This is a genomic window from Exiguobacterium sp. J17977, from assembly GCF_018616375.1.
In the GTDB taxonomy this organism is placed as follows: Bacteria; Bacillota; Bacilli; order Exiguobacteriales; family Exiguobacteriaceae; genus Exiguobacterium; species Exiguobacterium mexicanum.
Window position 1 is genome coordinate 314,828 of record NZ_JAEQBB010000001.1, and the last position, 22,761, is coordinate 337,588.

Genomic DNA, 22,761 nt, shown 5'->3' on the forward strand with positions numbered 1-22,761 from the left:
ACAAAAAGCATCTGGAAAGTAGGGGGAATCATGAAATTTGTAGTCTTATTTGGTCCACAAGCCGTCGGCAAGATGACAGTCGGGCAAGAGCTCGCCAGCATCACGGATTTAAAGCTGTTCCATAACCATATGACGATCGACCTCGTCAGTCCATTCTTCAGTTATGGGACGGACGAAGGCCGCCGCCTCGTCCAGCTGTTCCGTCGCGAACTGTTCGAAGCGGTCGCGAAAAGTGATTTGGACGGGATGATTTTCACGTTCGTCTGGGCATTTGATTTAGAAGAGGACTGGGCGTATATCAAACAAGTGACCGACCTGTTCGAGTCGAACGGGGCCGACATCTATTATGTCGAACTCGAGGCGGACATCGAGGAGCGGCTGATCCGCAACCAAACGGAGAACCGGCTGACGCATAAGCCGACGAAGCGGGACATCGCCTGGTCGGAAGGCGAGTTGAAGCAGACGGCGACGCTCTATCGATTGAACTCACAGGACGGGGAACTCGACGTCGACAACTATTTGCGCATCAACAACACGCATCTCGATGCGGCGACGGTCGCCGAACGAATCAAACAACATTTCCAGCTATGACAAAAGCGAGTCCCTCATAAGGACTCGCTTTCGTTATGCCCACCAATCGGGGCGTTGATAGGATATGAGCATGTCTTTCTCGACGAGACGTTTATCGAGGTAAGACGTGACGCTCGGGAGCACGGCATCGAGATCGGCCGGGTGGACCATGACCTCAATCGAGCCGCCCGGTTGAATCGCATCGAGCGTCTCTCTGGTGACGCCATCGCCGTAGAACGCGTCACTGAACCGTTCGGTCACCCACAAATCCTGGCGTGCGTCGAGGCTCGTTAAGGCCCGAAAGGTCGTGCCATATTCTTCGGCGAGACGGACGATGACGTCTTGAATCGCCGGCCAGCCATGGACGTGGTGATGACTGTCGAGGTGATGGAGCGGGAGACCCGTCGCACGAAACGCCTCGATTTGGGCTTTCCACTCGAGATAGACAAGTTCCGAGTCCGGCGCCGCTTCCGTCAGAAAACGGTTCGTGTAGCGGAACGTCCCGTCTTCTTTCGTGAGCGGTGTGCTCGTCTCGGCGAGCGGTCGGCCCCAGGTCAAGGCGAGATGCACCCCGACGTGAAGCGTCGGATGTTGCTTCGCGAGCATCACAGCCTCCTCGACGGCGTGACCGTTCATAATCATCGTCGCCGAGTTGACGATTCCGTGGACGTGGCTGTCGATGATGCCACTGTTCACCCCGGTCGTCAGTCCGAAATCGTCAGCGTTAATCAAGACGTACGTCTTACGCATTTTGGACGAGACCGAGCGCTTGATCGAGCACTTGGTCGCCTTTCATAAGACCGTACGCCATGTTGTCAATGACGGCGACCGGTACCGACACCGATGACTTGATTTTGCTTTCAAGGTAGCGGACTTGTGGTCCGATCAAGATGACGTCGACGTTCGTTTGCTCCTTTAAACGGGACTCAGGAATCGCTTCAATTGTCGCTTCTAAGCCACGGGTTGCGGCCTCGGCCCGCATTTTTTCAACAAGGATCGATGTCGACATGCCTGCCGAACAGACGAGTAAGATGTTCATTTCGTTTCCTCCAATCGATTGAGTCGAGTGATCATGTCAATCATCTCGATGGCGAGTTCTTTGACGGTCATCGCCGTCATGAGATGGTCTTGGGCGTGGACGAGCAAGACGCTCATGTCGCTTGCCGTGCCGCGAGCTTCTTCTTGCAGGAGCTCGGTCTGCATTTTGTGTGCCTCTAAAAACGCTGCATCGGCTTCCTTCATTTTCGCTTCGGCAGTTTCCACTTCACCGCGCTTGGCGGCTGCGATTGCTTCAAACGCCGACGAGCGGGCGTTACCGGCGTGCAAGATGATCATGAATGACAGTTGTTGCATCGTTTCAGTTTTCACGAAATTTTCTCTCCTTCGTTGGCATCAGATTGGTTCTTGTTGATTTCGGCCGTCATCGCCTTCGCGCCGGCCATGACGAATGGGATGTACATCGCCGTCGCAATCGTCAAGTTGACGAGTTGGAGCAAGATACCGCGGACGCTACCGCCAGTGACGAGATAACCACTGATGATTGGTGGTGTCGTCCAAGGCACGATGGCGACCGTCTTCGGCACCATACCGGTCGTCAAGGCGACGTATGACACAATTGTGAGCGTGACCGGGACCAAGATAAACGGAATCAACATGATCGGGTTCAACACGATTGGAAGACCGAAGATGACCGGTTCGTTAATGTTGAACAGTCCGGCCGGTGCCGACAGTTTCGCGACTTGGTGGTACGGGTGGTTGCGCTGCTTGCGGACGACGATGAAGATGGCGAGCAGGAGTGCGAACGTCGTACCAGATCCGCCCATGAAGACGAACGTATCGAGGAACGGCTTTGTGACCGTGAACGGTACGTCATACGCTGACGCGCCTGCTTGGAACGCGGCCAAGTTTTGTTCGATGAGCGGCAGATAAATCGGTTCGATGACCGAACCGATGATGTTCGTGCCGTGCAACCCGAAGAACCAAAGGATGTGGTTCAAGAAGGCGATGACGAGACCGGCTGCGAGCGAATCGCCGAACCCTTGGAGCGGTTGCTGGATGACTTTGAAGATGACTTCGAAAATGCTGAGCTCGATTTGGAGCGTCATGAACAGTTGCACGGCAGCGACGAGCGTCAAGATGAGCATCGATGGGATGAGCGCCTGGAATGAACGCGTGACCCCGCCAGGCACACCGTCCGGCATCTTGATTGTCAGTTTCGTGTTGATGAGATAACGGAACAGCTCGGTGACGACGATCGAGACGATGATGGCGACGAACAACCCTTGCGCGCCGAGCCAGGCGAAGTTCAGTCCCCAGTCCTCGGTGACCGGGACGAGCATGATATACGACGCGACCGAGAGAATACCGGCGGCGAGCCCGTCGACCCCGTACGATCGGGCCAAGTTATAACCGATCGAGAAGGCGACGAGAAGTCCTAATATGGCGAACGAGGCGGTCCAAATGTTGCCGCCGAGCCCTTGCCAATTGCCTTCACCGAAAGCGTTGTTCATCATACCGACGAAGTCGAGCGAGAGGCCACCTAAATTGATGGCTGGGAAGTTGTTAATAAGGACAGCGAGCGAGCCGACGATGATGAGCGGCATGACCGATACGAAGCCATCGCGGATGGCGACCAAGTGACGCTGGGAGCCGATGCGCCCAGCGATTTCGATAAATTTGTTCACGAGTAAACCTCCTTCTTGAATTGTGGTAAGTACGTTTCATGGGCATCGAACAGCTCACGGAGGAGCGAATCGATTTTTTTCTCATCTTGGATGAGCGGGTTCATCAAGCAGGCGAGATAGGCGTCGTGGTACGAGCCCGAGATGGCCGCTTGAATCGCGAGTTGTTCAAACGTCTTCAAGTTGGTGATGAGTCCTTTGATTGGGAGCGGGAGCGAACCAATCGCAATCGGTCGCGGTCCCGACTTCGTGATGACGGCGTTCACTTCGATGACCGCATCGTCCGGTAAATCGCGGATTGTGCCTCGGTTCAGTGTGTTCACGGTCTGGATATCGCCGCGGTCGTTATAAATCGAGTCCATCAAGTTGCAGGCGGCGTCCGAGTAATAGGCCCCTCCGCGTTGTTCGAGCTCCTCGGGCTTCACGTCGAGCTCGATGTCCTTATACTTCTCGAACAGTTGCGCTTCGACTTGTTGCACGATCTCGGCCCGCGTCCCGTTCTGTTCGTAGGCGGCGAGGTCTTTCTCGAGCACATCTTTCGTCTGGAAGTAGTACTGGTGGTACGGGTTCGGCAACATGTGGAGCGACTTCAAGAACGATTCGCTCCAACCGAGCCCGACGATGTTCGCCGGCGAGTAATCGGTGCCATCGTTCAAGGCTGCGAGCACGTCGTCAGTGCGGTCAATCCCATCGACCCAGACGTGACGGCCGAAGACAAAATGGTTGAGTCCGATGAATTCGATGCCGACGCGTTCGACCGGTGTCTGTAAAATCTCGGCGACCGAGTTGCGCATGTTGAATGGGATGTTACAGACGCCGATGACCTTTTGATGGGCCGAATGCTTCAACACGGCCTCGGTGACGATACCGGCCGGGTTCGTGAAGTTGACGAGCCAAGCGTCCGGGCAAATTTCGGCCATCTCGTTGGCGAGCTCGATCAAGACCGGAATCGTGCGGAACGCCTTGAACAAGCCACCGGCCCCGTTCGTCTCTTGGCCGATGAAGCCGTGCTTGAGTGGGATACGCTCATCGAGCGCACGTGCCGCGAGACCACCGACGCGAATCTGTGTCGAGACGAAGTTCGCGCCTTGCAGTGCCTCTCTTCGATCGAGTGTCCAACTGAGCGAGATGTCCGCTCCGGCCTTTTGAATCATCCGTTCGGCGAGACGGCCGACGATGTCTAATTTGTCTCTCCCTTCCTCGATGTCGACGAGGACGATCTCCCGGACCGGGAACGTCGCTTGCCGCTGAATAAATCCTTCAATGATTTCGGGGGTATAACTTGAACCTCCACCGATGATGACAACCTTGACTGCCATAGTGCCAACTCCTCCTTTGTGAAAGCGATTTCTTTTTGTTGTAACAAATATAACAAATGATACAACTTGTCGCAATATAAAAAGTACAAATAATACAAATTGTTTTTTGTATTTGCATTTGTATGTTTCCTGTATCACAATAAAGGAAAGAAGGACGACAGAAGGGGTGACAGCATGTCGCAATCGACGCTTCAAACCGCAATCAAAGAAGAGTTGCTAGCTCGCATCAAGAGCGGCCATTATACAGAAGGGGAGAAATTCCCGACCGAATACGCCTTGTGTGAGGAGTTCGACGTCAGTCGGACGACCGTACGCGGTGCGCTCAACCAATTGACGACGGAAGGGTATCTCGTCCGCCAGCAAGGACGCGGCACGTTCGTCGCCGGCAAGAAGGTACGACAGACGTTATCGCACACACCGAACAACTACGCGGCCCAGCTCGCCGTCCAAGGGAAGCGCGGGCAAGTATCGCTCATCGACTTGTCCGTCGTCTCGGCGACGAAACAACTCGCGGACGTGTTCACGGTCGACGAACAGGCACCGATTCAGAAAATCGAGCGGATCCGTCATGCCGACGGCGAACCGACGCAATACGAGGTATCGTTCATCCCATGGCAAATCGCACCGGGCATCACGAAAGACCAGGCCGAGCACTCGCTCTTCCAGACGTTATCGCAAGTCCATGACGTCCACGTCGCCAAGACGACGGAGGCGCTCGAGATCGCGCTCGCCGATGAGAAAGTGAGCGGGCTGCTCGATTGTCCGCTCGGGACGCCGTGTTTCTATATCGAGACGGTGACCGAGGACGCCTCGGGACATACGATCGAATATTCACGGTCCTACTTTAGAGGGGATAAGACGAGCTTCGTCATCGAGCGGAGCTATTCATGAACACGCCACAATCTGGCGTGTTTTTTTGTAGGGATTAAAGGGGTTTCACATCCGACAGTCATGGATGTGTCTCATTCATTGAAACGAGAAGATATGTTGCGTACAGTTAGAATTAGAAGGGTGGGGGTAGGATGTTATTCAAAAAGAAAACAACAGAAGAAGCGGCGGGAACAAAACGGTTTCAAGTCAAGTTGACGGAACAACTGCCGGAACTCGGTCAAATCACCATTCTCGTCGATACGGCCACTGGCGTGAACTATATCCAGACATGGGTCGGGACAGGTGGAGGCATCACACCGCTATTCGATGCGAACGGTGATGTTGTGGTCGAGGAAGGGTACCGACCGTGATGTCACTCAGCACTGATCGGCTGACGCTACGGCGGGTGACAACGGACGATGCGCCGCACATGGTGGCGTATTTATCGAAACCCGAGGTCGTCCGTCATAAGGGACTCGACCCGTTCACGTCGTTAGAGGATGCGTTAGAAGAAATTGCCTGGTACGACTCGATTCTCGAGGAAGGGACAGGTATCCGCTGGGGCATCACGTTGACCGGGCAAGATGAGGTCATCGGCAGTTGCGGATTTTTGAACGTTTCAGCGAAGCACCGACGAGCCGAACTCGGGTTTGAGCTTTGCTCGAATCATTGGGGAAGAGGCATTGCCGGTGAAGCGCTCCGCACGGTCGTTCGTCATGGATTCACACAACTCGGATTCCATCGGATCGAGGCGCTTGTCGAGCCGGCGAACGCCGCGTCACAACAGCTCCTCGAGCGGGTCGGATTTACGCGAGAAGGGTTGCTGCGAGGTTATGAGTTCATGTGCGGTAAGTACGACGATTTATATATGTATTCATTGCTTGAGACAGACAGCATGACATGATGGGAGGCGACGACGATGCAGATTATCGAATTCAAAAACGTGAGTCATGGAGATATTTTACATAACGTGTCCGGTTATTTCCGGGAAGGACGCATCACGACGTTCGTCGGCCCGAGCGGCGCCGGTAAGACGACGTGTCTGAAACACATCAACGGCCTGTTATCACCGGACACGGGCACGATTTACTTCAAAGGGGAGAACATCGATTCCATCGACGTCATCGAGCTGCGCCAACGGATTGGCATGGCGTTCCAAAGCGCGCCGATGATTGACGGGACGGTGTACGACAACATGAACTTGCCGAAAGCCATCTTCGGCGAGACGCTCGAACGGGAGCGGGCGGCGGATTTGCTTCAGAAAGTCGACTTGGGCGGGATCTCGCTCGATCAACCGATCAAGACGTTGTCAGGCGGGGAACGGAGTCGTGTCGCCATTGCGCGGACGCTCGTCAACAAGCCGGACGTGCTGTTATTGGACGAGATTACGGCGAGCCTCGACTATCGGACCGTGAAAGAGATTGAGCGGTTGATTGTGAGACTGCAAAAAGACTTCGGGGTCACCGTCGTCTGGATCACGCACGACTTGGATCAGGCCCGACGTGTCAGTGATGACATGTGGTTTTTGCGAAACGGGGAATTGATTGAATTCGGCGACGCGACGTTTATCGACGAGTCCGACAATCCGATGATCGGTCGTTTTGTGAGGGGGGAAGAGCTATGACGTTCATCGAACTGATGACCTCATTGATTTTTGTCGCCATCCCGCTCGGTTTGGCGTTGTTCTTGAAACTCGGGCTCGAACGCGACATCTTGATTGCGACGGTGCGGTCGATTGTTCAGTTGCTCATCATCGGCTACATTTTGACGTTCGTCTTCGAGAGCGACAGCCCGGTGTTCATGTTGCTCATGATTCTCTTAATGATTGGGGCGGCGACGCAGAACATTATCAAGAAAGGGGACGGCATCCCTGGCATCACATGGATGATTCTGCTCACGCTCGTCACGGTCGAGACGCTGACGATGGGCCTTATGCTCGGGCTCGGCATCATCCCGTTCGAGCCGGAGAAAGTCATCCCGATCAGCGGCATGGTCATCGGAAACTGTATGGTGTTGTCGCTCCTGTTCTTGAACAAGTTCAAAGACGAGGTCGAGCGGAGCGATGAAGTGATTGAACTAATCTTGTCGTTCGGCGGCACACCGAAGGCAGCGATCGAGCGCAGTTTGAAGAGCGCCATCCGCACGAGCATGATCCCGACCGTCGAGGCGCAGAAGACGATGGGGCTCGTCCAACTACCGGGTATGATGAGCGGTCTCATCATCGGCGGGGCCGACCCGATGGAGGCGGTGCTCTATCAATTGCTCATCTTGTTCCTCATCTTGACGACCGCGTCGATTTCGGCGGTCATGGTCGGCTATCTGGCGTATCCGCGCCTGTTCAATCAAAAACTTCAGTTCGTCGGGTTGACGTATCGAAAGGGGAAAACGACATGATTCAAGGCATCCATCACGTGCAAATCACGATTCCAAAAGGGGAAGAAGACCGTGCCCGTGCGTTCTATTGTGACGTGCTCGGTCTTCGAGAAATCGAGAAACCGGTATCGCTTCAAGGGCGGGGCGGGTTTTGGCTCGAGGTCGGCGACCGTAGCGTCCACGTCGGCACCGAGGACGGGTTCGACCGGTTGACGACGAAAGGACACGTCGCCTATGCCGTGACCGATTTGGTGGAGTGGGGGCAAAGACTCGAGGCGGAAGGGATCGAGCGGCTCACGGGCATCCCGATTCCTGGATTTGACCGGTTCGAGTTCCGCGATCCGTTCGGCAATCGGGTCGAGATGATTCAAGCAATTTAGATGAAAGGAGCGTCCATTTGGTTGGACGCTCCTTTGCCATATGTTATGCCGAGACAATCGTCCCTTGATGAAACTTCATCTTCCACGTCCCGTCAATGTTGACCCAAATTGAACTGCGAAGCGCGGATTGCCCCGTCGTATGATTCTCGGTCCGATATGTGGCGAGGACTACGTCGTCCCGGATCACATCGAGCTTGAAGTTTGCGAGCGTGATGTCAATCTCCCCGAGGTCCATCGTGTTCGTATCCTCTTCTCTGTAGAGCATTCTCCCCGAACTGCCGATTTCAAAAAAGTCTTCTGTCAACAAATCACGCAATCGTTCCGGCGACGTTCTTACAGCCGAAGTCAACAATAGTCGTTCTTTTTCTTCAATCAACGGTGCAAGCACATGTGCCACTCCTTCCTGGATGACTGCTATCCGTCTACCGTATTCGTTTTCCCGAAATTCATGACGATGACACCGACGACGATGACAATCAGGCCGATGCTGTTCAAGGTCGACAGCACTTCCCCGTACACGAATACCCCAATCAGCCCGGTCGCGACCGTGCCGAGCCCGGCCCAGACGCTATAGGCAATGCTGAGGGGGATGGTCTTCAAGACGATGCCCATCAACGTGAATGAGATGGCGAAGCTGATCAAGAGAACGAGACTCGGGAACAGATTGGTGAATCCGTCCGACAGCTTCAACATCGACGTCCCGAGCACCTCGAACGCGATCGATACGAGTAAGATTCCATAGGATTTCATGATTTCCCTCCTCACAGTTTCATCAAGACGAGCCCGACAATGACAAGCGCGATGCCGACAACAGTCTGAATCCGGACTCGTTCTTTGAAGACGAGGAAGCCGATCAACGCCGTCGCGGCCGTGCCGACCCCACTCCAAAACGCATAGGCGAAACTGAGCGGGATCGAGAGGAGGGCGAGCGACAACAAGTAAAATGCCGTCACATAACCGAAGGCGACACCGAGGACGGGCAGGCGGCTCGATGTCGTGGCGTTCAATTTGAGCATGCTCGAACCGAACAGTTCAGAGACGATGGCCCCGACGAGATAGACAAAGCCCATGTCAACTCGTTCCTTTCGATGGAACGTCACAAGGATGGTGAATCAAGGGATTTATGTTTTGCATGTATTTCCTCCTCGTTCGATTGAAAATCAATACGGTCATTGTAGCCGAGACTTGAACGTGAACACAAACAACGCGCCCCTCTTTTAGAGGAGCGCGCAAGTCAGTCGGTTTGTGTTGCAGGCTGTTTTAATTGTTGAAGCAAAGCCACCAAGTCTTCACGAATGAACGGGGCAAGCGTCTCGTTGAACGACTTGGTCATATGGTTACTGTCGACGTAACCGACGACGTTGCCGACGACTGGGCGGCAGACATCGGCTTCACAAATGTAATCCGAGTAGTCGTAGTAATAGACGTTCGACGGCTTATCAGCTAATCGCTCCCAGTCACTGACGGCCGGTAGCGTCTTCTCACGTTCGACGCTACATTCATCGGCGTTACGGCCGAATTTAGCAAGACAGGCCGGCACTTTATTATCGAAGAACGGTGTGTCCCGAATCGCAAAAATTGGGATGTCGAGCGCTTCGAGTTGTTTGAATCGTTCGACGTAGCCTTCAGGCATTGCCGTACTCTTTTGATGTCCGATGTCGGCCATCGTGATGACGAGGTCGACGTCGGCTTCGACGATGGCCTCGACGATTTTCGTGTTCCACTCGTTACACTCCGGATAATTCCCGATGATACCCGTGCTGAAGCGGCAAGCGCTCTTTGTCATATTGACGAGGTGAATCCGTTCGTCCTTGATGAACGTATTGAGGGCCGGATGCCAATGGCTCGAGTGCGAGCCACCGACGAGGGCAACCTTGTACAGCGGGTCTTTCGTCTCGCCATAGTCACACGTCAACACGTTCGTCTCTGGTACTCCGGCGTGGCAACCGTCCCAGAACGGTTCCGAGCGATCGTTGATAATGTCCGCATCAAACGGGATATACGGAAGTTCGGGTGTATCAGCGAACGTATCGGTGAAAACGAGGGCACCTGGATAGTCCGGTGACGTCGCCAAAGCGGATTGTTCACTCTGTTCCGCCTCGATTTTAGCTTGCCAGGCGACATTCATCACGAGGACAGGCAACATGAAGGCGACGAGGGCACCGACGACTTTCGGATGATAGTTCGTCTTCGTTTTGATCGTGCGCACCGGACGTTCGATGATGGCTGTCGTCACATATGATAATGCGAGCGAAATCAACATGATGCCGACTCCGTCTGCGAGCGAGACAGCGGTTGTCCCTTTCCAAACGTAATAGAACGTCAGGAGCGGCCAATGCCATAGATAGAAGCCATACGACAGGCTGCCGAGTTTCGCGAGTGGTTTCGCGCCGAGCAAGCGCTCGACCCCATACGTGCTCCCGTTCTCACCGGCGACTAAAATCATGACCGCTGCGAACGTCGGCAAGAGTGCGACGTAACCAGGGAAGACGCCACCGACGTCCAAGAGAAGACCCGTTGAAATGAGCGTGATTAGACCGAGCCAACCGACAAGCGTCGAGACGATTGGCGTCAGACGAACCTTCGAAATGACCAAGAACAAGATGCCCCCGAGCGAGAATTCCCAGACACGCGCAAACGTGTCAAAGTAGGCCCACGGTTGGTTATATCCGGTCATCCACACCGAGTAGGCGAACGATGGGATGAATACGGCGATAAAGAGGGTGAGCAGTTTCGGACGAATATCTTCCGTCTTGCTGCGCTTCACCCAGAAGATGGCGAGGGTGATCAAGAAGAACCAGATTACATAAAACTGTGCTTGAATCGACATCGCCCAAAAATGTTGGACCGGACTCTTGTCATTCCCAGCATCGAGGTAATCGACAGCGCTGAAGGCGAGTTCCCAGTTTTGGAAATAGAGGGCTGAGGCGAACAGTTCTTGAATCGTCTGTCCCCAGCGTAAGCTCGGTAAGAAGAAGAAACTCGCGATGGTGACGACGGTCAAGACGAAGAACGCGGCCGGAAACAGCCGTTTGAACAGGCCAAATAAGTAGTCAAAGAAATTGACGCTCCCGAGTCGACGATAACGTGACAAGAGAGAGGCCGTGATCAAAAATCCAGAGACGACGAAGAAAACGTCGACCCCTCCAGACACACGTCCGAGCCAGATATGATAAATGGCGACAAGTAAGGCGGCGACGGCACGCAAGCCCTCGATTTCAGGACGGAACTTCTTTGGGGCTTTGGTTGCTGTCTCTGTGGTAGCGGAAGAAATATTGGACATGAGAGACTCCTTTTCCTATATAAAAATACAACGTGGTTATTTTGCACTATTTTCCATAGTACCATAATGGATAAAGATGACAACGGATTTTTATCAGGGAATATGAAAATTGTTAGACGGCACCAATCAGAAAAGGAGGGATTAGATTGGGTTCTCATCTGATGCACCTCGTCATCGCGAATGAGGTGTGGACGCATTTGACAGACGTCGATCGCACGGCTTTTCTATTAGGGAATCTCGCTCCTGATGCGACGACGTCTAAACAAAACACTCACTATTACGCGGGACGGCATGAGGATATGACAAGACGGCTCGACCTCAATCAATATTGGGTGGACAGTGTGGACGAGAATCAATCGTTCCGCCTCGGTTATTATTGCCACCTCGTCGCCGACGAGATTTGGCTGCAAGGGTTTTATAAAGGCTGGCTCAAACAGGTCATCACGCAATACCCAGAAACACAGGCGATGTATTATGCCGATTTTGATGTGTACAATGCACGCCTAGCTCAACGATTAGGTGTCTTCGATTTCACTTCGTTGAAAAATCATGCGACGAATGAACTACGTGAACTCGTAGGAAAAGTCGAGCGGGATGCGGAGACAACAAAGGAAGGGACGTACACGATGTTTTTGCCGCAACAGCTCGATGGTTACGTCGAGACGTGCATCCTTCGATGTCGACAGATGGTTCAACAGAAGAGTGGGGTGATTATATGATTCAACGGCATTATGCACCGCTCTACGTGACGTTTGGACTTTCTGTTTTGACAATCGTGGCGCTGTTCACTGTGAACGGCCGCTTTTTCCCGGATTTGAACTTGATTACAGCGATATGGGTCTATATTGTCCTGGATGTCACTCTGATTGCCACATTGATTTGGGGCCTGTTCTCAAAAGACAAGACGGTGCGTGTGCTCAGTCTCGTTGGAAATCTTGGATTGATTGTACCGCTATCGATTTGGATTTTTTTGTTGTTGCTCGCTAACGGAATTTCGGAAGCATAATCGGACAAATGAGAATGATCAAGCGAACTCAATTTACTCAGAAAGTGGACAGGCGTTCCGCTTTCTTTTTTTGTTGGCGTTATATAGAAAGAATAATATTTCCATTTCCAATTTAAAGATTTGGCATTGCACAACCTATTTTTGTTTGTTATGCTTCTCAATGAAAACGACAATGATAATCATTATCAGTGAGAAAGTGCTAGTTTTCCTTACATAGAGCAGAACCATGAAACGGTTGCGGACTCACTGAGACGATCGTCATTCAAAAAACAGATACATAGGGAGATGGAAAGAATGGGGAAATGGAAAGCAGCAGTCATGCTCACATCACTTGTCTTCACGCTAGCCGCATGCGGTAGCACGGACGAGACGAAAGACGCGGGAAATGCGGAAGCCGAGACGGCACCGAAGACGGTTGAAATCACGGACGCACATGGAACGATTGACGTACCGGTCAATCCGGAGAAGGTCGTCGCGCTCGACAACCGCACGTTCGAGACGCTTGCGGAGTGGGACGTCGAACTAGTGGCAGCGCCAATCGGATTGATTCCAGCGGACTTGCCTTATAAAAACGATAAAGACATCGTAGACGTCGGGATGCACAATGAACCGAACTTAGAAGCAATTGCCGGTGTGGATCCGGATGTCGTCATCGTCGGACAACGATTCGCCGACTACTATGAAGACATTAAAAAATTGGTCCCGGAAGCGGCCGTCATCAACTTGGACATCGAGCTCCCAGAAGATGCGGGCACGCCAGGAGAAATCTTGGTGGAAGGCTTTGAGACGACGACGCGCTCACTCGGCCAAATCTTTGAAAAAGAAACAGAAGCAGACGAACTCATCGCTAGCTTCGAAGCATCAATCGACAGTGTGAAAGAAGCGTACAACGGTGAAGACAAGGTGATGTCAGTCATCGTCTCAGGCGGCGATATCGGCTTCTCGGCACCGAACACGGGTCGTGTCTTCGGACCGATGTATGACATCTTTGACTGGACACCTGCCCTCGAAGTAGCGAAAACGACAGGTGACCATCAAGGAGATGAAGTCTCGGTCGAAGCGATTGCCGAGAGTGACCCAGACTGGTTGCTCGTCCTCGACCGTGATGCGGCGATTACAAGTATGGAAGACGCTGTGCCTGCAGCGGACGTGATCGACAACGCACCGGCACTCCAAAAAACAAAAGCCGTGACAAACGAAAAAATCGTGTATGCGCCGAATGATACGTACATCAACGAGTCGATTCAAACGTATTCTGAACTATTTAACGACATCGCAGCCGCGCTTTCGAAGTAAGGGAGTCACGTTGTGCAAAAACCAATGACAGCAAGGGTTGAGACAATGTCTCAGCCCTCCTTTTCTAACATATGGACGAAGTCCTTTATCGTAGCAATGCTTGTGGTGTTCATATTGGCGGGCCTTTCGCTCGTGACCGGCGTCTATGACATTCGTCAAGAAGGTGGGTCGGACATGTTTTGGATTACCCGCGTCCCGCGCACGATTGCGATCATGTTGACCGGTGCCGCCATGGCGATGTCGGGACTGGTCATGCAACTGATCACGCAAAACCGTCTCGTCGAACCGACGACGACCGGGACACTCGAATGGGCGGGACTCGGCCTGCTCGCTGTGTATCTGCTCGTCCCGGCTCCGACGCTCATGATGCGGATGACGGGGGCAATCGTCTTTTCATTCATCGGAACGATGGTCTTCTTCTGGTTTCTGCGGTCGGTCAAACTCCGCTCGTCGTTGATTGTCCCGATTATCGGACTCATGCTCGGGGCGGTCGTCTCGGCCGTGTCGACGTTTCTCGGTCTATTCTTTCAAGCGAGCCAGACGATCGAAGGTTGGTTTGTCGGGTCGTTCGCATCGGTGCAGGTCGGACGTTATGAATACTTGTGGCTCATCATCCTCGTCACGTTCTTCATTTTCATCCTTGCGAATCGCTTGACGCTCGCTGGACTCGGAGAAGACATCGCGACGAGCCTCGGCGTCAACTACAACCGCCTCATCTTGATTGCGACGGGACTGATTGCACTCGCGGTCGGGGTCGTGGCGACGGTCATCGGCAATCTGCCGTTTCTCGGGCTAATCGTTCCGAACATCGTTTCGATGTTTCGCGGGGATGACCTGCGCAGCAACTTGCCGTGGGTGTGCGTCATTGGGATGGGAACGGTCCTCGTCAGCGACTTGATTTCGCGGACGATTATCATGCCGTTCGAATTGCCGGTATCGCTCATTCTCGGAACAATGGGGTCGATTGTATTTATCGTGATTCTCTTACGACAACGGAAGACGGGAGGGGTACGATGAGCACACTGATTGAAGAGAAGACGAAACAACGGGAAGCGTACGCGGTCGATGGTCGCTCCCTGCATACAGAAGAACGGTGTGCGACGGCGTTCCGCTCGAAGCGAGAACAGCGCCGTTATTGGTTATTCCTTACGTTCTTCATCGTCGGAGGATTACTTTGTGCGTTCGGGTTGCTCGTCTATAACAATCCGGTCCCGTTTGATTCACCGTCGTTCATCCCGGTCGTCGAACGTCGGGTCGTCGCCGTCATCACGATGGCAATCGCCGCGCTCTGTCAGAGTTTGGCGACGGTCGCGTTTCATTCGGTGACGAACAACCGGATCATCACGCCGTCTTTACTCGGTTTTGACGCGCTCTACTCGACGATTCAGACAAGCATGATTTTCTTCTTCGGGGCAGGGGCGTTAATCGCTTTTTCGGGAACCGGTGCCTTTTTGACGCAGGTCGTCCTCATGGTGCTCATGAGTCTGCTCTTGTATGGCTGGCTGTTGTCAGGGAAATACGGCAACCTGCAACTCATGCTTCTCATCGGCATTATCATCGGGACCGGCTTAAACTCGGTGTCCTCATTCATGCGGCGCATGCTCGCGCCGTCCGAGTTCGACGTCCTGCAGGCCCGTCTGTTCGGTTCGGTGATGCATGCCGATGCCGCGTACTTCCCGATCGTCATTCCGATCGTGCTTGTCGTCGGGACGTTGTTATATAGCTTCTCGAATCGCTTGAACGTCGTCGCACTCGGGAAAGACGTGGCGACGTCGTTCGGGGTGAACCATCGCCACAGCGTCATCTTTACGCTCGTCTTAATCTCGCTCCTCATGTCGGTATCGACGGCGCTGGTTGGACCGTTGACGTTCTTCGGATTCTTGGTGGCGACGCTCAGCTATCAAGTGGCAGCGACGTACGACCATAAGTACGTGTTTCCGCTGGCGTTCGCGCTCGGTTTCTTCGTTCTGACGAGCGCGTATTTCATTATGTATCACATTCTCAATACACCGAGTGTCGTGTCCGTCATCATCGAACTGTTCGGCGGCATCATTTTCTTGGCAGTTATCTTAAGGAGAAAATCGCTATGATTCAACTGGAACAAGTACAAAAATCATATTCGAATGACGTCCAAATCGGACCGATCAATCTCGACATCCCGAAAGCTGGATTCACGTCGTTGATTGGACCGAATGGGGCGGGGAAGTCGACGACGCTCATGATGATTGGCCGACTGCTCGACCTAGACGCGGGTCAAATCCAAGTCGCCGGCATGGACGTGTCGAGCACGAAATCGAAGGACTTGGCGAAAATCGTCACGATTTTGCGGCAAGAGAATCACTTCGTGACCCGTCTCACCGTCCGACAGCTCGCAGGCTTTGGGCGTTTCCCGTATTCGAAGGGGCGGTTGACGCAAGAGGATGAACGCATCATCTCGAAATATATCGACTTTCTCGATTTGACGGAGCTCGAGCATCGCTATCTCGATGAACTGTCGGGCGGACAGCGTCAGCGGGCGTATGTCGCGATGGTGCTCTGTCAGGAGACGGAATACGTGCTCCTCGATGAACCCCTCAATAACCTCGATATCGCTCGATCGGTCCAGATGATGGAGTACTTGCGCCACGTCGCCGACGAATTCGGACGGACAATCGTCACGGTGCTCCATGACATCAACTTCGCAGCGAAATATTCGGACCGCATCTGTGCGATGAAAGACGGGAACATCGCCGCCTTCGGTACGGTCGAGGAAATCATGGATGCAGACATCCTATCTGACATTTTCGAGACGAAACTGGAGATTATTCAAGGGCCGTATGGGCCAATCGCAGTCTATTAAAGAAAGGACGGGATTCGATGCAGATTTACTGGACACCAATTCAACAAGTCGTGGAGGAATCAAAAGACACCTACACGTTCAAACTTGAACTGCCGGCTGGCTTCACATGGGAAGAAGGGGCGCACACACACTTCGCGCTCGAGGGATTTAACAAGGAAGATCGACCGAACCGGACGTTGATTCGCCATATGTCGATTTCGACGTTGCCGCAGGAAGGCGCAATTGGCATCACGACCCGGGTCAAACCGGAATGTTCGACGTTCAAATCGATTTTGCGTGACATGAACATCGGGGACAAGGTCGCCATCTTCAAGACGCATTCGAACGTACCGCTGAAGCGAGAAGGGAAGAACGTCTATCTGTTGTCGTCGGGAGTTGGCATTGCGACGTTCCGTCCGCTCGTGCTCGCGTATTTGACGAATGGGAAAGGTGTGCCGCACCTTCATTCGTTGAACGTGGATTCCTCACAGGATTATCTGTTCAGCGATGTGTTCGCGTCAACAGCCGCCTTCACGGCCGAGTTCGTCGACAGTCGTCCGGATTATTATCAGCGTGTCGAGACGCTCGCCGCAGACAAAGGTGGGTTGTTTTATGTGGTCGGTAGCGATGATTTCTTGCATGCGACGATTGCGACGTTGCGTCAAAGCGGTGTCACGCCCGATCAAATCATGCTCGATAAGCATGACTTTCAATTTGAAGATTTCTTGAAAGCCTAACGCTCAGACCGAGGACATGTTCCTCGGTTTTTTTGTATGGCAAATCTCAACGAAGCGCTCGAACAGGTCGCGTCCGTCCGGTGTGCCGATTGACTCGGGGTGATATTGGACGCCGTATGTCGGGTGTTCGGGATGCTCGAGTGCCATGATGACACCGTTCGTCGTGCGAGCGGTCACGATGAGATCCGTCTCCAAGACGACGAGCGAATGATAGCGCATGACCTCGCTCGGATTCCCATCGAACAAGATGCTCGGTATTGTCTCGATCACGGACGTCTTCCCATGCATGACCTGCTCGGCCCGTCCGACCGCCCCGCCGAACGCCTCGGCGATGACTTGATGACCGAGACAGACGCCAAGGATGGGGATGGTGCCAGACAAAGAGCGGACGACGTCGAGCGAGACACCGGCATCCAGTGGGCCACCTGGACCCGGAGAGATGATGATGCCAGCCGGATTGAGGTCGCGAATCGCCTCGATTGTCAGTTCATCATTACGAATGACCATCACGTCGCTGAACCGGGCGACATCTTGATACACGTTGTACGTGAACGAGTCGTAGTTATCGATAAGTAGAATCATGCGAACACCTCCAAAAGGGATTTGGCTTTATGCAACGTCTCTTCATATTCTGACACCGGGTCTGAATCATACACGATGCCTGCGCCGGCCTGGACGTAGGCCGTGTCGCCTTGAACGACCATCGTTCGGATGGCGAGGGCGAAATCGTAACCGCCTCGGACGTCGAGATAGCCGACGGCCCCGGCATACACTTCACGTTTCACCGTCTCCAGTTCGTCAATCAGTTGCATTGCCCGAATCTTCGGGGCGCCCGAGACGGTACCGGCTGGGAGACAGGCCCGCAACGCGTCAATCGGATTCAAGTCGTCGCGCAGTTCGCCTTCGACCTCGGAGACGAGATGCATGACGTTTTTGAAGCGTTCGACTTCCATCTGTTTCGGAATCGTGACCGAACCGACTTTGGCGACACGGCCGATATCGTTGCGACCGAGGTCGAGGAGCATCCGGTGCTCGGCTAGTTCTTTTTCGTCTTGAATGAGATCAGCGGCGTGACGCACGTCTTCTTCGACTGTCTTGCCACGGGGGCGCGTGCCGGCAATCGGATTCGTCGAGACGCGGCTACCTTCGACACGGACGAGACTCTCCGGAGAGGCTCCGAGGACAATCGCTTCGCCCAGGTCAATATAGAACAAGTACGGGCTCGGGTTCTGTTTCCGCAGCGTCCGATAGAAGTGGAACGGGTCGCCGGTGAACGTCGCGTCAATCCGTTGCGATAAGACTAGTTGAAACACCTCGCCGGCGAGGATGGCTTCTTTCGCCTGCAAGACGCGTTCGACGAACTCATCTTTGCCGGTCAACACCCGTTCACTCGTTCGGACGACGGGTGCGAGCTCATGTGTCTTCGCCGTCTCAAGGGCCCGTTTGACGTGGTGGAGTCGCTTCTCAACATCATCATCCCCGGTATCAATCACGATGACCTGTTCCTCGACATGATCATAGAGGACGACCGTCTCATATCGTTGGAACAAGGCGTCCGGCAAACCTCGAGTCTCGCTCGGTGTGTTCGGAATCGGTTCATAGACCCGCTGCATGTCATAGCCGATATAACCGACAGCACCGCCGATGAACGGATAGGGGGCGTCCGGCGTGTCTCGCGAAACCAGTTCTGATAACAGGGCGAGCGGGTCGTCCGTGTGCATCGTGCCGGATGCGTCGGTCACTTCGTTGCCATTGGCGCGAATCGTCTCGACCGGATTGGAGGCGATAATCGAGTAACGGCCGTGCTTGCCTTCCGCGCGGCTCTCGAGCAACACTTTCCGTTCGCCTTCTAATCGATGAAAGATTGCCACCGGTGTCAGTTCGTCGCCGTTGATGATGAGTTGTTTCATTTCGATAACCTCCTTATAATTTGAATGAAAAGGGGAGAACAAGATGCATGTATTGAAACCGAATCAGTTTTCAGGAGATGCGCTCATTGAGCATATCGAGCTTGAAGAAGAACTCAGTCCATATGTTGCGCAGTCGGATCAGTTGAACCAAGCATACTTTCAGGCCGTGACGCGAAAGGCGAAAGGATTGTTCGACGCCTTGTTTCCAAAAGATGAACCGTTCGCACTTGTGTATCACGTTTACGGAAATCACCCCGGCAACACCGGCATGTTTCGATTCATTCGAGACAAGTCTCTGGGCTATCAGACGACGGCGACTCGTTTCAATACAGAGGATGAAACGCTCTGGACGTATATTGTGCCAATTGTCGATCGAGAACAGATTCGTGTGTATCGTTTGTTGGAGGCGATTTGTAATCAAGACTTCCCGCCGTTGACGCCAAGATTACGGGACAATGGGATGTCTTATCCTGCCATCCAGTTTATTCATTTATGATGACCGCGGTGCTTATATCCGTGCCTCGTCGCATAATCACCTCCAAACGCTCAAACAAAAAATCCCCCGCCCGACATGTCTAAAAAAGACATGAAGGACGGGGGACCCGTGGTGCCACCTTCGTTGGGGGAACTCCCCCCACTCATCGCGAACCATCATTCGCTATCCTCGGTAACGGGAGGACCCGTCAGAGCCTACGTATCGGTCTGAACGCTCAAAAGTCCATTCACGTGAGACACGTCACCGGTTCGCATCGACCACCGGCTTTCTGGAGACGTATCTTCACGCTACTCTTCTTTCTCATCGCGAGTTCGTATGAATGTTATCGTTACTTTAACGGGCTGAAGTCAGAATGTCAAGATGCGAACTATGAATCAGACTAAACAAAAAAATAGTGAATAACATGGTTTCATCAAAAATGAGGATGGGAAATTATTTTTATTGGATATCGAAGCGGACGACTCCGCCCTATGAGTATGATATGATGGACGCGAAAGGTAGGTACATCAATGGAAACCATCAACTTAAAACAACTTTCTGACGAACGGGCCGCGCTTCAAGTCGAGGGCGACCTGGACGCGATGCGCGGCATCATGCATGACGAGTTTCGTTACGTCGACTCGAGCGGACGTCAGTTCGATAAAGAAACATTTTTAGACCAGTTCGTCGACCCGGCGTCGGTCCAATGGATTACCCAGGAGACCGTCACGTTCGACGAGACGGTGGCTGGCGAGATCGCGCTCGTGCAACTGTTGCTCGAGGAGCGTTTCATTCTCGGGACGAACGCCTACGAGGGCCGATTCTGGGTGTTGCATGTCTATGTGAAACAAGAAGATACGTGGCTCTGGCAAGGTGGCCAGGCGACGATGATTCATGAAGTGTGAAACGAGTACTGCTTTGGGAAACCAAAGCAGTTTTTTCATGAAATCATTTACCTGATTTATTAAAAAAACATCCATTTTTGATGTATGAATTATTACAATAGAATATGGTAATCAACCAAATAAATGTTAAACCTACATAATGGAGGAAAATTATGAATCATTCATCGTATTTAAAGTTGTTCTTAGCCGGTTCACTCATCGTCTCGCCACTTGTGCCGCTCCAAGCGCAAGCGGAAGGGTCGACGGAAGAAGCACCGGTCGTCGAGACGGTCGACGTCACGGCACCGCTCGCACCAGTCGTCTCGACGCCGCTCCACACGTCGACGTCACTTGTCATCGAGGGCGAGGCCGGCACGACGGCATTGATTGGCATCAACAGCAAAGTGTACACACGTGTCGTCACGCAAGCGGGGACGGCTCAATTCAACATGAGTCCGCAATCGGTCGGCAAACGGATTTCAGTCAGCTTGCGCGATGCCGCGGGCAACGTCAGTGAGGCGACGGAAGTCGTCGTCGCCGTTGATCCGGCTGCACGCCCGGCGACGCCGAAAATCGGGACGGTCAATAACTCGGCCCGTCAAATCGTCGTCACAGGGACGCCCGGCGCAAAAGTGACACTTCAAGTCGGTGCAGCCTCGTATACGGCGCGCTATGACGCGAAAGGTGTCTATCGCCGTGCAACGGTCGCCCTTCCAATCGGGACGGTCATCCGTGCGACAACGGTCGACGCGAAAGGCGCGACAAGCATCACGCGCTCGACGAAAGTCATTAAAGACGGTGTGGCTCCGGCGCGTCCACGCGTCGCGCAGAGCGTGACGACGACATCAACGTCAATCACAGGTACGGCCGAGGCGTATGCGACGGTCTATGCTCAAATCGGGACGAAGCTCTACAAAGCGCCGGTCATGTCGACTGGTAAATTCGCCATTAAAATCCCGACACAAAAACGAGGGCAAGCCATCTCGTTGTATGCGGTTGACGGGGCCGGCAATAAAGGCGGCACGCTTAAACTAGGCGTCCAACATGCGCTCTACAACAAGTTCTATCGTTTCCCGGGCCCGGTGACGGTCCACCGTGAAGTGCTCAAAAGCTATGGCGAGTTCCGTTACGCAGAGACGTTCGCGCCGGTCTTCTACGGGACACCATCGAAAGCGAACATGCAGTTCTTCCTCAACATCGAATCAGAAGATGGTTTCCTTGAGATGGACACCCTCCGCCTGAAAGTCGGCAGCAAGTCGTATAAAGTGAACCTCGATCAAGATGATGTCGAGTACATTGAATATGAAGACGGAACGGTCGCAGAGTACGTTGAGTTCAAACCAGATGCGAAGCTCGTCCAATTCGTGAAAGCGAACGTCCGGCCGGAGAACCGGATCGTCGTGTCGATTGAAGGCAGCGAAGATGTCATCGAATGGCCGCTCTACGCTCCGGAGAAACGCGCGTTTATGGAATCGCTCAGTTTTGTCGGTTACTAATCAGTATTATTTTTGATCGCCCTTCATAAGAGAAGGGCGATTTTTTTGTTCTCTAAAATAAGCAAGACCGATGTTGTATGCAACAACGGACCTCACAATCAGATATCCATTTACTGGATAAATTCAAACATTTCTGCGAAAAACCATTCATTTTTTTGTGTATCGTCCATTAGACTCACCTTCAAAAGTCCTATTCGAAAAGTGTAATCATTTAGTTATGAATCCAACAAAGATATAACTGGTAATGAAATGGTTTATCAGAAAACGTTATTTACATAATTATATGGTATTAAATGTATATTTATTATTATCAATTGTAAATTACAAAAATATAATTGGTAATTATATTTTACTGTTCAATTTCATAAAAATCTAATCAGATGACAGAAGTCTGAACTCTTTTAAAATAATTGGTAGCGCTTACTTTGTTGATTTAATGCGATTTTTATTACACTGGTAATTCATCAAGTGTGAATTGATTATTCTAAATATAATCACGAAATTGCATTATCATTTCCCTTTTTCGCTAAAAAGTCGCTTGTTTCAACTGGAAACGTTATGTATATTATGGATGTAAGCAATCTGGGATGATACATAGGCTAAAAGTCAATGTATGGTTTCGGATACCTTTTTTTGTATGACTCGGGTCCTATCGAGGTTATA

At 52.7% G+C, this 22,761-nt stretch carries 28 protein-coding genes and 1 other annotated feature; of the genes, 17 read left to right on the plus strand and 11 right to left on the minus strand.

Annotation, left to right across the window (positions count from 1 at the left end; genetic code table 11):
* The first annotated feature begins 30 nt into the window (after positions 1–30).
* Entirely contained in the window at positions 31–591 is a 561-nt protein-coding gene (locus KNO58_RS01560; protein WP_214751480.1) for an AAA family ATPase, read from the plus strand.
* 33 nt (positions 592–624) lie between these two features.
* Here KNO58_RS01560 and KNO58_RS01565 read toward each other — a convergent pair whose 3' ends face one another.
* From KNO58_RS01565 to KNO58_RS01585, 5 genes are read right to left on the minus strand one after another with little or no spacing between them, the layout of a single operon-like run.
* The gene (locus KNO58_RS01565) at positions 625–1,320 is read right to left on the minus strand and encodes a ChbG/HpnK family deacetylase (protein ID WP_214751483.1); all 696 of its coding nucleotides are present in this window, start codon (positions 1,318–1,320) and stop codon (positions 625–627) included.
* Positions 1,313–1,609 (minus strand): PTS sugar transporter subunit IIB, encoded by a 297-nt coding sequence (locus KNO58_RS01570; RefSeq protein ID WP_214751486.1) that lies wholly within the window; start codon positions 1,607–1,609, stop codon positions 1,313–1,315. The genes KNO58_RS01565 and KNO58_RS01570 overlap by 8 nt, the downstream gene beginning before the upstream one ends.
* Positions 1,606–1,923 (minus strand): PTS lactose/cellobiose transporter subunit IIA, encoded by a 318-nt coding sequence (locus KNO58_RS01575; RefSeq protein WP_031200063.1) that lies wholly within the window; start codon positions 1,921–1,923, stop codon positions 1,606–1,608. Before KNO58_RS01575 ends, KNO58_RS01570 begins: the two co-directional genes overlap by 4 nt.
* Before the next feature lie 11 nt (positions 1,924–1,934).
* The gene (celB, locus tag KNO58_RS01580) at positions 1,935–3,254 is read right to left on the minus strand and encodes a PTS cellobiose transporter subunit IIC (RefSeq protein WP_214751488.1); all 1,320 of its coding nucleotides are present in this window, start codon (positions 3,252–3,254) and stop codon (positions 1,935–1,937) included.
* A complete protein-coding gene (locus KNO58_RS01585; protein ID WP_214751491.1) occupies positions 3,251–4,570 on the minus strand; it encodes a 6-phospho-beta-glucosidase in 1,320 nt (439 codons plus the stop codon). Before KNO58_RS01585 ends, celB begins: the two co-directional genes overlap by 4 nt.
* A gap of 174 nt (positions 4,571–4,744) precedes the next feature.
* Between KNO58_RS01585 and KNO58_RS01590 the strand changes: the two genes are divergently transcribed.
* From KNO58_RS01590 to KNO58_RS01615, 6 genes are all read left to right on the plus strand, one after another.
* Positions 4,745–5,461 (plus strand): GntR family transcriptional regulator, encoded by a 717-nt coding sequence (locus KNO58_RS01590; protein WP_214751493.1) that lies wholly within the window; start codon positions 4,745–4,747, stop codon positions 5,459–5,461.
* A 131-nt stretch (positions 5,462–5,592) separates the two neighbouring features.
* Positions 5,593–5,811 (plus strand): DUF6440 family protein, encoded by a 219-nt coding sequence (locus tag KNO58_RS01595; protein ID WP_214751495.1) that lies wholly within the window; start codon positions 5,593–5,595, stop codon positions 5,809–5,811.
* Positions 5,811–6,344 (plus strand): GNAT family N-acetyltransferase, encoded by a 534-nt coding sequence (locus tag KNO58_RS01600; protein ID WP_214751886.1) that lies wholly within the window; start codon positions 5,811–5,813, stop codon positions 6,342–6,344. Before KNO58_RS01595 ends, KNO58_RS01600 begins: the two co-directional genes overlap by 1 nt.
* Positions 6,345–6,359: 15 nt before the next feature.
* Positions 6,360–7,064, plus strand: a complete 705-nt coding sequence (locus tag KNO58_RS01605) for an ABC transporter ATP-binding protein (protein WP_214751498.1) — start codon at positions 6,360–6,362, stop codon at positions 7,062–7,064.
* Positions 7,061–7,834: an ABC transporter permease gene (locus KNO58_RS01610; protein ID WP_214751501.1), complete on the plus strand. Its 774-nt coding sequence runs from the start codon at positions 7,061–7,063 to the stop codon at positions 7,832–7,834. Before KNO58_RS01605 ends, KNO58_RS01610 begins: the two co-directional genes overlap by 4 nt.
* Positions 7,831–8,193 carry a VOC family protein gene (locus tag KNO58_RS01615; RefSeq protein WP_214751503.1) on the plus strand — a complete coding sequence of 121 codons (363 nt, stop codon included), beginning with the start codon at positions 7,831–7,833 and terminating at the stop codon, positions 8,191–8,193. The genes KNO58_RS01610 and KNO58_RS01615 overlap by 4 nt, the downstream gene beginning before the upstream one ends.
* Before the next feature lie 43 nt (positions 8,194–8,236).
* Here KNO58_RS01615 and KNO58_RS01620 read toward each other — a convergent pair whose 3' ends face one another.
* The 4 genes from KNO58_RS01620 to KNO58_RS01635 form a co-directional block, all read right to left on the minus strand.
* Positions 8,237–8,581 carry a nuclear transport factor 2 family protein gene (locus tag KNO58_RS01620; protein ID WP_214751507.1) on the minus strand — a complete coding sequence of 115 codons (345 nt, stop codon included), beginning with the start codon at positions 8,579–8,581 and terminating at the stop codon, positions 8,237–8,239.
* A 26-nt stretch (positions 8,582–8,607) separates the two neighbouring features.
* Positions 8,608–8,943 (minus strand): DMT family transporter, encoded by a 336-nt coding sequence (locus tag KNO58_RS01625; protein WP_214751509.1) that lies wholly within the window; start codon positions 8,941–8,943, stop codon positions 8,608–8,610.
* An 11-nt stretch (positions 8,944–8,954) separates the two neighbouring features.
* The gene (locus KNO58_RS01630) at positions 8,955–9,263 is read right to left on the minus strand and encodes a DMT family transporter (protein ID WP_214751511.1); all 309 of its coding nucleotides are present in this window, start codon (positions 9,261–9,263) and stop codon (positions 8,955–8,957) included.
* Positions 9,264–9,427: 164 nt separating this feature from the next.
* A complete protein-coding gene (locus KNO58_RS01635; RefSeq protein WP_214751513.1) occupies positions 9,428–11,476 on the minus strand; it encodes an acyltransferase family protein in 2,049 nt (682 codons plus the stop codon).
* Positions 11,477–11,622: 146 nt separating this feature from the next.
* On the opposite strand from KNO58_RS01635, the gene KNO58_RS01640 reads away from it, so the two are divergent.
* The 7 genes from KNO58_RS01640 (at position 11,623) to KNO58_RS01670 (ending at position 17,333) form a co-directional block, all read left to right on the plus strand.
* Positions 11,623–12,195 (plus strand): zinc dependent phospholipase C family protein, encoded by a 573-nt coding sequence (locus KNO58_RS01640; protein WP_214751516.1) that lies wholly within the window; start codon positions 11,623–11,625, stop codon positions 12,193–12,195.
* Positions 12,192–12,482: a hypothetical protein gene (locus tag KNO58_RS01645; RefSeq protein ID WP_214751519.1), complete on the plus strand. Its 291-nt coding sequence runs from the start codon at positions 12,192–12,194 to the stop codon at positions 12,480–12,482. The genes KNO58_RS01640 and KNO58_RS01645 overlap by 4 nt, the downstream gene beginning before the upstream one ends.
* Before the next feature lie 294 nt (positions 12,483–12,776).
* The gene (locus tag KNO58_RS01650; RefSeq protein WP_214751522.1) at positions 12,777–13,778 is read left to right on the plus strand and encodes a siderophore ABC transporter substrate-binding protein; all 1,002 of its coding nucleotides are present in this window, start codon (positions 12,777–12,779) and stop codon (positions 13,776–13,778) included.
* 24 nt (positions 13,779–13,802) lie between these two features.
* Entirely contained in the window at positions 13,803–14,795 is a 993-nt protein-coding gene (locus KNO58_RS01655; protein WP_251026047.1) for an ABC transporter permease, read from the plus strand.
* Positions 14,792–15,868: an iron chelate uptake ABC transporter family permease subunit gene (locus KNO58_RS01660; protein WP_214751526.1), complete on the plus strand. Its 1,077-nt coding sequence runs from the start codon at positions 14,792–14,794 to the stop codon at positions 15,866–15,868. Before KNO58_RS01655 ends, KNO58_RS01660 begins: the two co-directional genes overlap by 4 nt.
* Positions 15,865–16,617 carry an iron ABC transporter ATP-binding protein gene (locus KNO58_RS01665; RefSeq protein ID WP_214751529.1) on the plus strand — a complete coding sequence of 251 codons (753 nt, stop codon included), beginning with the start codon at positions 15,865–15,867 and terminating at the stop codon, positions 16,615–16,617. Before KNO58_RS01660 ends, KNO58_RS01665 begins: the two co-directional genes overlap by 4 nt.
* A gap of 17 nt (positions 16,618–16,634) precedes the next feature.
* Positions 16,635–17,333, plus strand: coding sequence for a ferredoxin reductase domain-containing protein (locus KNO58_RS01670; RefSeq protein WP_214751532.1), 699 nt, complete (start codon positions 16,635–16,637; stop codon positions 17,331–17,333).
* Positions 17,334–17,336: 3 nt separating this feature from the next.
* Here KNO58_RS01670 and KNO58_RS01675 read toward each other — a convergent pair whose 3' ends face one another.
* Both KNO58_RS01675 and trpE read right to left on the minus strand, forming a co-directional pair.
* Positions 17,337–17,915 carry an anthranilate synthase component II gene (locus KNO58_RS01675; protein ID WP_214751535.1) on the minus strand — a complete coding sequence of 193 codons (579 nt, stop codon included), beginning with the start codon at positions 17,913–17,915 and terminating at the stop codon, positions 17,337–17,339.
* A complete protein-coding gene (trpE, locus tag KNO58_RS01680) occupies positions 17,912–19,243 on the minus strand; it encodes an anthranilate synthase component I (protein WP_214751537.1) in 1,332 nt (443 codons plus the stop codon). Before trpE ends, KNO58_RS01675 begins: the two co-directional genes overlap by 4 nt.
* A 43-nt stretch (positions 19,244–19,286) precedes the next feature.
* Between trpE and KNO58_RS01685 the strand changes: the two genes are divergently transcribed.
* The 3 genes from KNO58_RS01685 to KNO58_RS01695 all read left to right on the plus strand — a co-directional run bounded on the left by KNO58_RS01685 (position 19,287) and on the right by KNO58_RS01695 (position 22,098).
* The gene (locus KNO58_RS01685; protein WP_214751540.1) at positions 19,287–19,739 is read left to right on the plus strand and encodes a DUF3885 domain-containing protein; all 453 of its coding nucleotides are present in this window, start codon (positions 19,287–19,289) and stop codon (positions 19,737–19,739) included.
* Between the two features lie 90 nt (positions 19,740–19,829).
* Positions 19,830–20,052: a binding site (T-box leader), on the minus strand.
* A gap of 196 nt (positions 20,053–20,248) precedes the next feature.
* Positions 20,249–20,623, plus strand: a complete 375-nt coding sequence (locus tag KNO58_RS01690) for a nuclear transport factor 2 family protein (protein ID WP_214751543.1) — start codon at positions 20,249–20,251, stop codon at positions 20,621–20,623.
* Positions 20,624–20,775: 152 nt separating this feature from the next.
* A complete protein-coding gene (locus KNO58_RS01695; RefSeq protein WP_214751545.1) occupies positions 20,776–22,098 on the plus strand; it encodes an Ig-like domain-containing protein in 1,323 nt (440 codons plus the stop codon).
* Positions 22,099–22,761: the final 663 nt, after the last annotated feature.